General features: G+C 72.5%; 11 protein-coding genes. 8 read left to right on the plus strand and 3 right to left on the minus strand.

Annotation, left to right across the window (positions count from 1 at the left end; translation table 11 throughout):
- From infB to truB, 5 genes are all read left to right on the plus strand, one after another.
- Window positions 1-2,779 (plus strand): translation initiation factor IF-2 (infB, locus tag EBO15_RS40490; RefSeq protein WP_122199755.1); only part of this gene is annotated, 2,779 nt, incomplete at its 5' end.
- 230 nt (window positions 2,780-3,009) lie between these two features.
- Window positions 3,010-3,306 (plus strand): DUF503 domain-containing protein, encoded by a 297-nt coding sequence (locus EBO15_RS40495; protein ID WP_122199762.1) that lies wholly within the window; start codon window positions 3,010-3,012, stop codon window positions 3,304-3,306.
- 37 nt (window positions 3,307-3,343) lie between these two features.
- Window positions 3,344-3,829, plus strand: coding sequence for a 30S ribosome-binding factor RbfA (gene rbfA / locus EBO15_RS40500; RefSeq protein WP_122199756.1), 486 nt, complete (start codon window positions 3,344-3,346; stop codon window positions 3,827-3,829).
- Complete coding sequence (locus tag EBO15_RS40505; RefSeq protein WP_122199757.1) at window positions 3,826-4,878, plus strand: DHH family phosphoesterase; 1,053 nt, start codon at window positions 3,826-3,828, stop codon at window positions 4,876-4,878. Before rbfA ends, EBO15_RS40505 begins: the two co-directional genes overlap by 4 nt.
- Window positions 4,875-5,747: a tRNA pseudouridine(55) synthase TruB gene (gene truB / locus EBO15_RS40510; RefSeq protein ID WP_122199758.1), complete on the plus strand. Its 873-nt coding sequence runs from the start codon at window positions 4,875-4,877 to the stop codon at window positions 5,745-5,747. The genes EBO15_RS40505 and truB overlap by 4 nt, the downstream gene beginning before the upstream one ends.
- Window positions 5,748-5,829: 82 nt before the next feature.
- Here truB and EBO15_RS40515 read toward each other — a convergent pair whose 3' ends face one another.
- Genes EBO15_RS40515 through EBO15_RS40525 form a run of 3 tightly spaced genes read right to left on the minus strand, consistent with a single transcriptional unit; the run spans window position 5,830 to window position 8,460 of the window.
- A complete protein-coding gene (locus tag EBO15_RS40515; RefSeq protein ID WP_122199759.1) occupies window positions 5,830-6,867 on the minus strand; it encodes an SCO family protein in 1,038 nt (345 codons plus the stop codon).
- A 40-nt stretch (window positions 6,868-6,907) separates the two neighbouring features.
- Window positions 6,908-7,477, minus strand: a complete 570-nt coding sequence (locus EBO15_RS40520; RefSeq protein ID WP_122199760.1) for a hypothetical protein — start codon at window positions 7,475-7,477, stop codon at window positions 6,908-6,910.
- A 26-nt stretch (window positions 7,478-7,503) separates the two neighbouring features.
- The gene (locus EBO15_RS40525; protein WP_199745138.1) at window positions 7,504-8,460 is read right to left on the minus strand and encodes an endonuclease/exonuclease/phosphatase family protein; all 957 of its coding nucleotides are present in this window, start codon (window positions 8,458-8,460) and stop codon (window positions 7,504-7,506) included.
- Window positions 8,461-8,705: 245 nt separating this feature from the next.
- On the opposite strand from EBO15_RS40525, the gene EBO15_RS40530 reads away from it, so the two are divergent.
- The 3 genes from EBO15_RS40530 to EBO15_RS40540 all read left to right on the plus strand — a co-directional run bounded on the left by EBO15_RS40530 (window position 8,706) and on the right by EBO15_RS40540 (window position 13,031).
- The gene (locus EBO15_RS40530; protein ID WP_122199761.1) at window positions 8,706-9,665 is read left to right on the plus strand and encodes a bifunctional riboflavin kinase/FAD synthetase; all 960 of its coding nucleotides are present in this window, start codon (window positions 8,706-8,708) and stop codon (window positions 9,663-9,665) included.
- Window positions 9,666-10,082: 417 nt separating this feature from the next.
- Window positions 10,083-10,352 carry a 30S ribosomal protein S15 gene (gene rpsO, locus EBO15_RS40535; RefSeq protein WP_026412008.1) on the plus strand — a complete coding sequence of 90 codons (270 nt, stop codon included), beginning with the start codon at window positions 10,083-10,085 and terminating at the stop codon, window positions 10,350-10,352.
- A gap of 345 nt (window positions 10,353-10,697) precedes the next feature.
- Entirely contained in the window at window positions 10,698-13,031 is a 2,334-nt protein-coding gene (locus EBO15_RS40540; RefSeq protein ID WP_122199764.1) for a polyribonucleotide nucleotidyltransferase, read from the plus strand.
- Window positions 13,032-13,064 lie beyond the last annotated feature (33 nt).

Raw genomic sequence — 13,064 nt, forward strand, 5'->3', positions numbered from 1 at the left:
GCCCGGGCCCAAGCCCGGCCCGCGTCCGGGTCCGGTTCCGCCCGCCCCCGGCATGCCCGGTGGCGGCACGCCCGCGCCCGCTCCGAAGCCGCCCGTCGCCCCCGCGGCGAGCGCCGGTGAGCAGGTGCGCGAGCAGCGTCCCGACCGCGGTGAGCACCGTGGCGAGCGTCCCGAGCGTGGCGAGCGCCCCGACCGTGGTGAGCGCGGTGAGCGCGGTGAGCGTCCCGACCGCGGCGAGCGTTCCGAGCGCGGTGGCACGCGTCCGGGTCCGCGTCAGCAGGGCGACCGTGGCCCCAAGCCGGGTCCGCGTCCGGGTCCGCGCGCGGCCGGCGGCGGTGGCCGTCCCGGCGCGCCGCGTCCGGGTAACAACCCGTTCAGCTCGACCAACTCCGGCATGGGCCAGGCGCCCAAGCCCGGCCCCCGTCCCGGCCCGCGGCCGGACGGTGACCGCCCGCGCGGCGGTGACCGTCCCGGTGGTCCGCGTCCCGGTGGCGGCGGTCGTCCCGGCGGCGCTCCCGGCGCCGGCGGTCCGCGTCCCAGCCCGACGGGGATGCCCCCGCGTCCGGCCGGTGGCGGCGGTCCGCGTCCGAGCCCGATGAACATGCCCTCCTCCCGTCCGGCCGGTGCTCCCGGTCGCGGCGGACCGGGTGGCGGCGGTGGCGGTCGTCCCGGTGGCGGCGGTGGCCGTCCCGGTGGCGGTGGCGGTCGTCCCGGTGGCGGCGGTGGCCGTCCCGGTGGCGGTGGCGGCTTCGGCGGCCCCCGCGCCGGTGGTGGCGGCGGTGGCGCTCCGGGTCGTCCCGGTGGCGGCGGCTTCGGCCCCCGTCCCGGCGGTGGCGGTCGCGGTCGCGGCGGCACGCAGGGCGCGTTCGGCCGTCCGGGCGGACGCCCGGCGCGCGGCCGCAAGTCGAAGCGGGCGCGTCGTCAAGAGTTCGAGGCCATGCAGGCCCCGACGACCAGCGGCGTTCTCGCTCCGCGCGGTCACGGCAAGACCATCCGTCTGCCGCAGGGCGCCTCGCTGACCGACTTCGCCGAGAAGATCGGTGCGAACCCGGCGTCGCTGGTGCAGATCATGATGCACCTCGGCAAGATGGTGACCGCCACGCAGTCCGTCGACCCCGACGACCTGCAGCTGCTCGGTGTCGAGCTCGACTTCGACGTGCAGGTCGTGTCCCCCGAGGACGAGGACCGCGCGCTGCTCGAGTCGTTCGACATCGAGTTCGGCGAGGACGAGGGCGGCGAGGAGAACCTGCAGCCGCGTCCGCCGGTCGTGACCGTCATGGGTCACGTCGACCACGGTAAGACCAAGCTGCTGGACGCCATCCGGCATGCCGACGTCCAGGCGGGCGAGGCCGGCGGCATCACCCAGCACATCGGCGCCTACCAGGTCCAGACCCAGGTGGACGGCCAGGACCGCAAGATCACCTTCATCGACACCCCGGGTCACGAGGCGTTCACCGCCATGCGTGCCCGTGGCGCCGACACCACCGACCTGGTGGTGCTGGTGGTCGCCGCGGACGACGGCGTCAAGCCGCAGACCACCGAGGCGATCGACCACGCCACCGCGGCGGGGGTCCCGATCGTGGTCGCGGTCAACAAGATCGACGTCGAGGGCGCGGACCCGACCAAGGTCCGGGCGCAGCTCACCGAGTACGGCCTGGTGGCCGAGGAGTTCGGTGGCCAGACCCAGTTCGTGGACGTGTCCGCCAAGCAGGGCACGAACATCGAGGGTCTGCTCGAGGCGGTCGTGCTGACGACGGACGCCGAGCTGGAGCTCACCGCCAACCCGGACATGCCCGCCCAGGGAACGGCCATCGAGGCCCACCTGGACAAGGGCCGCGGTTCGGTGGCGACGGTGCTGGTCCAGCGCGGCACGCTGCGGGTCGGCGACTCGATCGTCTGTGGTGTGGCCCACGGCCGCGTCCGGGCGATGCTGGACGAGAACGGCAACAACGTCGACGAGGCGCTGCCGTCCCGTCCGGTGATGGTGCTCGGCCTCAACGCCGTGCCCGGCGCGGGTGACAACTTCCTGGTCGTCGAGGACGAGCGGGTCGCCCGTCAGATCGCCGACAAGCGCACCGCGCGCAAGCGCAACGCCGAGCTCCTGCGCTCCCGCAAGAGCAGCTCCCTCGAGGAACTGTTCAAGGACCTGGAGCGCGGCGAGCGGGAAGAGCTGCTGCTCATCCTCAAGGGCGACGTGTCCGGTTCGGTGGAGGCTCTGGAGGACTCGCTCCTCAAGATCGATGTCGGCGACGAGGTGTCCCTCCGGGTCATCCGCCGCGGCGTCGGCGCCATCACCCAGGACGACGTCAACCTGTCGCTCGCCTCGGACGGCGCGGTCATCATCGGGTTCAACGTGCGTCCCGAGCGGAACGCGCAGGACCTGGCGGACCGCGAGGGCGTGGACATCCGGTACTACTCGGTCATCTACCAGGCGATCGAGGAAGTCGAGGCGGCCCTCAAGGGCATGCTCAAGCCGGAGTTCGAGGAGCACCAGCTCGGCACCGCCGAGATTCGCGAGATCTTCAAGGTCCCGCGGATCGGCAACATCGGTGGTTCGATGGTCACCTCGGGCATCATCCAGCGCAACGCCAAGGCCCGCCTCGTCCGCGACGGCGTCGTGGTCGCCGACAACCTCACGGTGTCGTCGCTGCGCCGCTTCAAGGACGACGCCACCGAGGTCCGCGAGGGCTTCGAGTGCGGTATCGGTGTCGGTTACAACGACATCAAGCTCGGAGACATCGTCGAGTGCTTCGAGATGCGCGAGAAGCCGCGCGACTGATGCGGTAGGCACCGGGCGCCCCTCTCCTCGTGAGGGGGGCGCCCTGTCCCTGCCCGCCGAGGGCGGGGACGTATCGCGTTAAAGCAGGTGAGAGCGTCAGGCTGATCAACTAGCCTGGCGCTCTCCACGTGGGTGGTCATCTTCCGGGTTCCCGTGTTCGCGGCCCGCGATCGCGGGAACAGCCGATGTGGCCGCCGTCGTTCACACACTAGGAAACCGGGGTGGTCATCCTGTACGTAGGCGCGTTGACGCTCGATCTGCTGCTCGGAGACGTGAGGTCGCTGAAGCAGAAACGGGCGGTGGTCCGTCCGATCGTCGCCGAGGTGCGCAAGCACTTCCCTGGGGTGGCGGTCGCCGAGACCGGCGACAACGACCTGTACCGCCGCGCGGAGATCGGGGTGGCGGTGGTGTCCGGGGCCGCCGACAACTGCGCCCACGTACTGGAACAGTGCGAACGGCTGGTGGCCGGTCGCCCCGAGATCGAGTTGCTGTCGGTCAGACGGCGGCTCTTCAACGACGAGGACTAGGCGCCCTTCCGGGGCGCCGTGGAAAGGGAGTGCGATCATGGTGGACGCAGCCCGGGCGCGTAAGCTCGCCGACCGCATCCAGCAGATCGTGGCCGAGATGCTGGAGCGCCGGATCAAGGATCCGCGGCTCGGCTTCGTGACCGTGACCGACACCCGGATCACCAACGACCTGCGGGACGCGACCGTGTTCTACACGGTGTACGGCTCGGAGGAGGAGCGGGCCGGGACCGCCGCCGCGCTGGAGAGCGCGAAGGGGATCATCCGGTCCGAGGTCGGGCGGCAGACGGGTGTGCGGCACACGCCGAGCCTGACGTTCAAGCTCGACTCCCTCATGGAGAACGCCCAGCACATCGACGACCTGCTCGCCAAGGCGCGCAGGGCCGACGCCGAGGTCGCCGCGAACGCCGCGGGCGCGACCCACGCCGGTGACGCGAACCCCTACAAGGAGGACGCGGACGAGGCCGGCGACGAGGACGAGGACGACGACACCGGCGGCGACGGCGCCGCCAGAGCCTCCTCATGACCCCCGGGGCCGGACTCGACTGGGACCGGGCCCTCGAGCTGATCGACGCGGCCGACGAGGTCGTGCTCGTGTGTCACATCGGACCGGACGGCGACGCCCTCGGATCGATGCTGGCGGTCGCGCAGGTGCTGCGGGGCCTCGGCAAGTCCGTGGCGGCGTCGTTCGGCGAGCCGTTCACGGTCCCGCCGAGCCTGCGGTTCCTGCCCGGCATGGAGCTGCTGACCGGGCCGGGTGGGCTGCCGTTCCGTCCGGCCCTGATGATCACGCTGGACGCGGCGGGCCCGGACCGGCTCGGTTCGCTCGCCGCGACCGCCGCCCGCGCCGACGCGCTGATCGTCCTGGACCACCACGCGTCCGGCGGGTCCTTCGCGGACGGGCGCGACGGCGAGACCGTGATGCTGGCCGACGCGGAGGCCGCGGCGACGGCCGTCCTCGCCGACGACCTGATCCGGCGGCTCGGCGTCCCGCTCACCCCGGACGTCGCCCAGGGCCTGTACGCGGGGCTCGCCAGCGACACCGGATCGTTCAAGTACCCCTGCACGACCCCGCAGGTGCACGACCTGGCCCGCCGCCTGCTCGAGGCGGGCGTGCGGCCGGAGAAGATCAGCCGCGAGCTGTGGGACCGCGCCCCGTTCGGCTACCTCCAGGTGCTGTCGGGCGCGCTCGGCCGGGCCCGTCTGGAGCGTTCCGCCGCGGGCGGCCGCGGCCTGGTCTGGACGACCGTCCAGACCGGTGACCGGAGCGTGTGCGGTGTCACCTACGAGCAGCTCGAAGGCGTCATCGACCAGCTCCGCCGCACCGAGGAGGCCGAGGTCGCGGTGGTCTGCAAGCAGACCGACGCGGGCGACTGGTACGTCTCCACCCGCTCCAAGGGCGGCGTGGACGTGGGCCGGGCCTGCGCGCTGCTCGGCGGCGGCGGGCACCGCACGGCCGCGGCGTTCAACGCGGCGGGCGAGCCCGCCGAGATCATCGACCGGCTGCGCGACGCCCTGTGCGCGGCCGGGGAGACCGAATCCCGTTTCACCACCGACACGGAGCGCATCGCGTGACCACCTCTGGACTCGTCATCGTCGACAAGCCCGCCGACTGGACGTCGCACGACGTCGTCGGCAAGATGCGGCGGCTCGCCAGGACCCGCCGCGTCGGGCACGCGGGCACGCTCGACCCGATGGCCACCGGCGTGCTGGTCGTCGGCGTCGAGAAGGCGACCCGGCTTCTCGGGCACCTCGCGCTGACCGAGAAGCAGTACGACGCGACGATCCGCCTCGGGCAGACCACCAACACCGACGACGCGGAGGGCGAGATCACCGCGTCCGCGTCCGCCGCGCACGCGACCGACGCCATGATCATGGACGGGATCGCCGCCCTGACCGGGCCGATCAGCCAGGTCCCGCCGCAGGTCAGCGCCATCAAGGTCAACGGGGAGCGGGCGTACAAGATGGCCCGTAAGGGCGAGGAGGTCGAGCTCAAGGCGCGTCCGGTGACGGTGCACGCCTTCGAGGTGACCGGGATCCGCCGCGACGGCGACCTGATCGACGTGGACGCGTCGGTGACCTGCTCGTCCGGCACCTACATCCGGGCACTGGCCCGTGACCTCGGCGCGGCGCTCGGCAGCGGCGGCCACCTGACCTACCTGCGGCGCACCCGCGTCGGCCCGTACGACCTGAGCATGGCCCGCACGATCGACCAGCTCGCCGAGAACGTCGAGATCCTGCCGATCGGCGACGCGGTCGCGGCGGCGTTCCCGCGCCGGGACGTGACCGCCGACGACGCCCGCAAGGTGACGCACGGCGGCCGCCTCCCCGCCGCCGGTCTCGGGCCGGGGCCCGTCGGCGTGTTCGCGCCCGACGGGACCCTTCTCGCGCTGGTCGAGGAGCAGGGCCACGCGGCCAAGCCCCTCGCCGTCTTCGTGTCCTAGCCTGCCGAGTGTCCTAGCCTGCCGCGTGTCCCGGCCCGCGGCGGTGGCCCGGCCCGGGACGCGGGCCGAGCCGGAACCGCCGCTAGCCGTTCACCGGGACGACCTTGGCCGTCACGGCCACGTCGCCCGCCTTGGCGAAGTGCAGGGTCAGCGGGACCTCCTGCCCGACCTTCAGGTCCCGCGGCTTCATCAGCATCAGGTGCAGGCTGCCCTTGGCGAACTCGACCGTCCCCTTGCCGACCGGGACGGCCTTGACCTGCTCCATCTTCATGCCGTTGCCGTCCATCGACATCCGGTGCATCTCGACGGTCGCGGCGGCGGGGGAGTCCACGCCGGTGAGGGTGTCGGGCTGCCCGGTGTTGGTGATCGTCATGTATCCGGCGGTGACGTCCGGGGAGGACGGTACCCGCACCTGGGCCCCGCTCACCTTGATCGTCTCGGACGCCCCGGCAGACTGCGCCGTCGGCGATGTCGGCGCCGGCGCCGAGGCGGGCGCGGCCAGGAGCGCCTTGAGGTCATGGGCCATGTCCGCGCTGCCGAACTGGTACGGGAACATCAGCGCGCCCGAGCCGTCCGGGCCGTAGACCATGACGTTGCTGCCGTGCTGGACGGCGTAGTTGCCCTTGGCGTCCGCAGGCGGCGGGGTGATCGGCGTCTTGGCGTCGTCCGCCGCCTTCTTGATCTCCGCGTACGGGCCGGTGAGGCCGACGAACGACGGGTCGAACTTCCCGAGGAAGTCCTTGAGGGCCTTCGGCTTGTCCCGCGCCGGGTCGGCCGTGACGAACAGCACCCGGGTACGGGCCTTCTCGGCGGGGGACAGCAGGCTCATGGCGCCCGCCGCGTCCGCCATGGTGGTCGGGCAGATGTCGGGGCAGTGGGTGTAGCCGAAGAACAGCATCGTGACCTTGCCCCCGGCCTGCCCGGCGACGTCGTACGGACGGCCGTTCTGGTCGGTGAGCCGGACGCCCGGGATCTTGTAGGACGCGGGCAGCGGGGTGGACTTGTACGGCCCCTTGGAAACGGACTTTTCGGATGCCGCCGGGGCGTCCGATCCGCCGCCGGAGCAGGCGGCCGTGCCGAGCAGGACGCCGGCCAGCCCGAGCGCGATGATTGCGCGCATGCGAGAACTCTCCACGTGAACTGGTGAAACGTAAGGATGATCAAGCGAGGGAGAGTGCCCGCGGCGGACCGCGCCGCGAGACCGCGTGGCGGAGCGGGGCCGTCCGCGCGGGCAGGATCCGGGCCACCGGCCGGACGGCGGGACGCGCGGCGACCCGGACGTCCGGCAGGAGCGGGCGGGGCGGGCTCGCGGCGGCGGCGATCCGGCGGGCGAGCGACCACGCGGCCTTCTCGCCTCGCCGCAGCCACCAGGCCGTGACGAGCGCGGCCAGCGTGTGGGCGAGCGTCATGGTCGCCCCGCCGTGCCCGTGGCCGGTGTGCGGGAGTCCGTGGTGGACGGTCCCGTCCGAGACCTGGACGAACAGCACGTGTAGGCCGAACTGCGCCCCCAGCAGCCCGCCGAGGATGGTCGGATAGGACCGTTCCGCCCCGGTGAGCAGGGCCGCGACCCCGGCGACCAGCAGGAATCCGAGGCCGATCCCGGCCGCCGGCACCGCCGCGCCCGCCGAGAACGCGTGTCCGGCGGCGGTCAGCGTCAGGCAGACCGTCGCGAAGACCACCGCGCGGGCGGAGCGGGAGAGAAGCCGGTCAGGCAGTGCGGAATCGGACATGGGTGGATCCATGGTCCCATGCCTGTTCACGGGCCGACGCTGAAGTCCGCCCGAACGGCCCGGTGGTCGCTGCCCGGCGTGTGCAGGACCGCCGCCGCCTCCGCCTTCACACCCCGGTACAGCACATGATCGGGACGGGCGAGCGGGAAGGACGACGGCCAGGTGAAGCCGAGCCCGGTCCCGGCCGTGAGCTGCGCCTCACGCAGCATCGGCACCAGCCTGCCGAGCTCGCGGTCGGTGGTCGCGGTGTTGAGATCACCCAGCAGGACGAGCCGCTTCGAGCCGTCCGCCCGGATCGCGGCCGAGAGCCGGTCGACGCTGACGTCGCGCTTGTGCGTCGCGCCCGGACGCGCCGAGCCCGCGTGCGCCACGTAGACCGTGACGTCCCCGCGCGGCGTCTCGGCGCGGACCCGGAGCGCGCGCGGCCACCCGAGGCCGAGATCGACGACCTGGCTGTCCCGCAGCGGGAACCTGCCCCACAGGGCGACCGTCCCGCGCCGCGCGCTGAACGGGTAGAGCGCGTCGAGCCGCTTGGTGAACGGCCCGTCGCGGAACTCCTGGATCGCGATCAGGTCCGCCCGCGTGCCGATCAGCCGCTCGACGGTGGCCCGCGGGTCCTTGTTGTCCGCGTACAGGTTCTGGCTGACGACCCGCAGGTCGTGCCGGGCGGAGGCCGTCCCGGGCAGGAAGGCCCCGCCGAAGAGGAAGGCCCAGATGACCGCCGGGACGAGCGCGAGGGTCAGGCCCGTCCACGCCCTCCGGTACAGGCCGAACGCGAGAAGCAGCGGAATCGGCAGCCCGACCCAGGGCAGGGCGGTGTCGAGGAGCGTCCCGGCCGCGCCGGGAACCGCCCGGTGGCCCGCCAGCAGGACGGCCACGACCAGCGAGAGCAGCGCGATCACGGGCCCGCGCGGGCGCGTGCCGGACAGCCGGACCCCGCCGCCCCGGGCGCTCCGCGTGCCGCTTCGGCTCTGGACGCTCACCCCGCAGACGCTACCCGCCGTGATCACATGCCCCGGCCCGTCCGCGCGCCCCGAACCGGACCACGCCCCCGACCGGACCGCACCTCGCCGGACCACGCCTCACCCGGACCACGCCTCACCCGGACCGTGCCCCCGCTGGACCGCGCACCCCAGCGGACCGCGCACCCGGCCGCGCATGGCACCCTTGGGCGGGAGACGGAAGCGGCGGGCGTACCGGCCGCAGGGTCCGACGCAGGGAGTGCATCGTGGGGCGCTGGCATGGCCTCGGCGAGGTCCCCGCCGACCAGGGACGGTCGGTGGTGACCATCGGCGTGTTCGACGGGGTGCACCGGGGGCACGCGCGGATCGTCCGCGCCGCCGCCGACCGCGCCCGCGAGCTCGGCCTGCGCTCGGTCGCGGTCACCTTCGAGCCCCACCCGGACGAGATCATCCGCCCGGGGGCCCCTCCGCCGCTGCTGACCACCGCCCGGCGCCGTGCCGAACTCCTCGAGGAGCTCGGCGTGGACGCGGTGCTGGTGATCCCGTTCACCCCCGAGCAGTCCCGGGAGCCCGCGGACGAGTTCGTCCGCCGGGTCCTCGTGGACGCCCTGCGCGCCCGGCACGTGATCGTCGGGGCGGACTTCCGCTTCGGCGACCGGTCCCGCGGCGACGTCGGGCTGCTCGCCGAACTGGGCGACAAATACGACTTCACCGTTGAAGGGATGCCACTGGTGGCCGACTCGGGCGCTGGCGCCGACACCATCACCTCCACCCTCGTCCGCGCCGACCTGGACGCCGGGGACGTCGAGGCCGCCGCCCGGGCGCTCGGGCGCCCGCACCGGGTGGAGGGCGTCGTCGTGCGCGGCCACCAGCGCGGCCGCGCCCTCGGCTTCCCGACCGCCAACCTGGAGAGCCCGGCGCACTCCGCCATCCCCAAGGACGGCGTGTACGCGGGCTGGCTGGTCGCCGACACCGACCGCTTCCCGGCCTTCCGCTGGCCCGCCGCGATCTCCATCGGCACCAACCCGACGTTCGACGGCGTCGAGCGCACCGTCGAGGCGTACGCCCTCGACCGCGACGACCTGGACCTCTACGGCGAGCACATGGCCGTCGACTTCCTGGCCCGCATCCGAGACACCCTGAAGTTCGACTCCATCGAGGCGCTCATCGAGGAGATGCACCGCGACGTCGCCCGTGCCCGCGACCTCACGTCCACCGAGTCCTGATCATCTCGGCCCGAAGCGTGAGCACGCCCGGCCGAGCCCGGTCGCGCCCCGGCCGGGGCATGATCATCCCGGCCGAATGTCGATCACGCTCGGCCGGGCCCGATCATGTCCGGCCGAGACCTGGCCAGGTCCGGCCGGATCTTGGTCACGCCCCCGAGGATCGGCGGAAATCGTGGGTCGTGGGCGGTGTGGACGGCGGAATCCGTGGGGTGATCAGGGGCCGAGGACGGTGATCACCGTGCGCCGCCGCTCCGTGACAGGGGTCGGCGCGGGGCGTGGTACGGTTGATAGTCGCCGGGACGAGGTTCCGGCGCGGCGGGCTGCACCCTCATGCGGCTCGCTCACGCATCCCTGACGCATCATGCGGACCCCGGGCGGCCCGGGGCCTGCGGATGACGAGAGCCTAGAAGGAGCCACGTGTCGCTCGACACCGCCACCAAGAACAAGATCATCTCCGAGTACGCGACCACTGAGGGTGACACCGGTTCCCCGGAAGTCCAGGTCGCGCTGCTGACCAAGCGGATCAACGACCTGACCGAGCACCTCAAGGAGCACAAGCACGACCACCACAGCCGCCGTGGTCTGCTGCTGCTCGTCGGTCGCCGCCGCCGTCTGCTGAAGTACCTGCAGAACAAGGACATCACCCGCTACCGCTCGCTGATCGAGCGACTCGGCCTGCGCCGCTAGCGGTGAGAGAGAGGGAGTGGTCCGCATCGGGCCACTCCCTCCTCGCATAGATCAACCCCCATACGACCCCCGGTTCCTGGGCATGACAGTTCCCGGGGGCACTCACCCGGCCGGTCGTCCGACCGGCTGGACCCGGGTCGGCCGAGAGGCCGGCCACTGAAGGAAGCCTCGCGGACACCGCTGCTGCGGCCGGTCCTCGGTAGTGGCCTCCGGATCGCCGCCGGAAGACGGCCCCGATCCGGGCGCTTCGATCGAAGACCGGCACCGCCTGTCAGCACAACGGGAAACGACCGCGAGGCGACGTCAACCGGAAACAGGAGGTTTCCCGTGACCGAAGCTCCGCGCATCGAGGGCGCGACCAGTGCCGAGGCCGTGATCGACAACGGCTCGTTCGGCAAGCGGACGATCCGCTTCGAGACGGGCCGGCTGGCCCGTCAGGCCGCCGGCAGCGCCGTCGCCTACCTGGACGACGAGACCATGGTCCTGTCGGCCACCACCGCGTCGAAGAAGCCCAAGGACAACCTGGACTTCTTCCCGCTCACCGTGGACATCGAGGAGCGGATGTACGCCGCCGGGCGCATCCCCGGCTCGTTCTTCCGCCGTGAGGGCCGGCCGTCCGAGGACGCGATCCTCACCTGCCGCCTGATCGACCGTCCGCTGCGCCCGTCCTTCAAGAAGGGCCTGCGCAACGAGATCCAGGTCGTCGGCACGATCCTCGCGCTGAACCCCGACGACCTGTACGACGTCGTCGCGATCAACGCCGCGTCCCTGTCCACCCAGCTCGCCGGGCTGCCCTTCTCCGGCCCGATCGGCGGCGTCCGCGTCGCGCTGATCGACGGCCAGTGGGTCGGCTTCCCGCGGCACTCCGAGCTCGAGCGCGCGACCTTCGACATGGTCGTCGCGGGCCGGACGCTGGAGGACGGCGACGTCGCGATCATGATGGTCGAGGCCGAGTCCACCGTCGGCACGCTGAACCTGGTCGGCGAGGGCGCGACCGCCCCGACCGAGGAGACGGTGGCGCAGGGCCTCGAGGCCGCCAAGCCGTTCATCAAGGTCCTGTGCGAGGCGCAGAGCGCGCTGGCCGCGACCGCCGCCAAGCCGACCGCCGAGTACCCGATCTTCCTGGACTACCAGGACGACGTGCTCGAGGCCGTCACCGCCGCCGTCAGCCAGGAGCTGGGCGAGGCGCTGACGATCGCCGACAAGCAGACCCGCGAGTCGCGCCTGGACGAGATCAAGGCCGGCGCCGCCGAGAAGCTCGGCGCCGACTTCGAGGGCCGCGAGAAGGAGATCTCCGCCGCCTTCCGCGCCGTCACCAAGAAGGTCGTCCGCGAGCGGGTCATCAGCGACGGCCTGCGCATCGACGGCCGTGGCGTGAAGGACATCCGGCAGCTGTCGGCCGAGGCGCACGTGATCCCGCGGGTGCACGGCTCGGCGCTGTTCGAGCGCGGCGAGACCCAGATCCTGGGTGTGACCACGCTGAACATGCTCCGCATGGAGCAGATGATCGACACGCTGAACCCCGAGCGCACCAAGCGCTACATGCACAACTACAACTTCCCGCCCTACTCGACCGGTGAGACCGGCCGGGTGGGCTCGCCGAAGCGGCGCGAGATCGGGCACGGAGCGCTCGCCGAGCGCGCCCTGCTCCCGGTGCTGCCGACGCGCGAGGAGTTCCCGTACGCGATCCGCCAGGTGTCGGAGGCGCTCGGGTCCAACGGCTCCACCTCGATGGGCTCGGTCTGCGCGTCCACGATGTCGCTGCTCGACGCGGGCGTCCCGCTGAAGCAGATGGTCGCGGGCATCGCGATGGGCCTGATCCACGAGGGCGGCGAGTACGTCACCCTGACCGACATCCTCGGTGCCGAGGACGCGTTCGGCGACATGGACTTCAAGGTCGCCGGCACCCGTGACCTCATCACCGCGCTCCAGCTCGACACCAAGCTGGACGGCATCCCCGCCTCGGTCCTGGCCGCGGCGCTGAAGCAGGCCAAGGGCGCGCGGCTGGCGATCCTGGACGTCATGGCCGAGGCCATCGAGGGTCCGTCCGAGATGTCCCCGTTCGCTCCGCGGATCATCACGATCAAGGTCCCGGTCGACAAGATCGGCGAGGTCATCGGCCCGAAGGGCAAGATGATCAACTCGATCCAGGACGACACCGGCGCGGACATCACGATCGAGGACGACGGCACCATCTACGTCGGCGCGACCGACGGCCCGTCCGCCGAGGCGGCGCGGCAGGCGATCAACGCGATCGCCAACCCGCACATGCCGGAGGTCGGCGAGCGGTTCCTCGGCACGGTCGTGAAGACCACGACGTTCGGCGCGTTCGTGTCGCTGCTGCCCGGCAAGGACGGCCTGCTGCACGTCTCGCAGATCCGCAAGCTGCACGGCGGCCAGCGGATCGAGAACGTCGAGGACGTCATCTCGGTCGGCGAGAAGATCCAGGTCGAGGTCACCGAGATCGACCAGCGCGGCAAGCTGTCGCTGGTCCCGGTCGAGGTCGTCGAGCGCGAGGCCGCCGACAAGGAGGCCGCGGGCGAGGCGCACCAGGCGCACGACGACGAGCCCGAGGGCGCGCCGCGCGCGGCCGCGGGCGACGCGGACGGCGACAAGCGCGGGGCTCCGCGCCGCCGCCGCACCCGCCGTCCGGCCGGTGACGACAGCCGCAACTCCTGATCGCATAACCGCCGTTCCGGTCGGCCCGTCCCG

The sequence above is a fragment of the Actinomadura harenae genome (assembly GCF_003696215.1).
GTDB lineage: Bacteria > Actinomycetota > Actinomycetes > Streptosporangiales > Streptosporangiaceae > Spirillospora > Spirillospora harenae.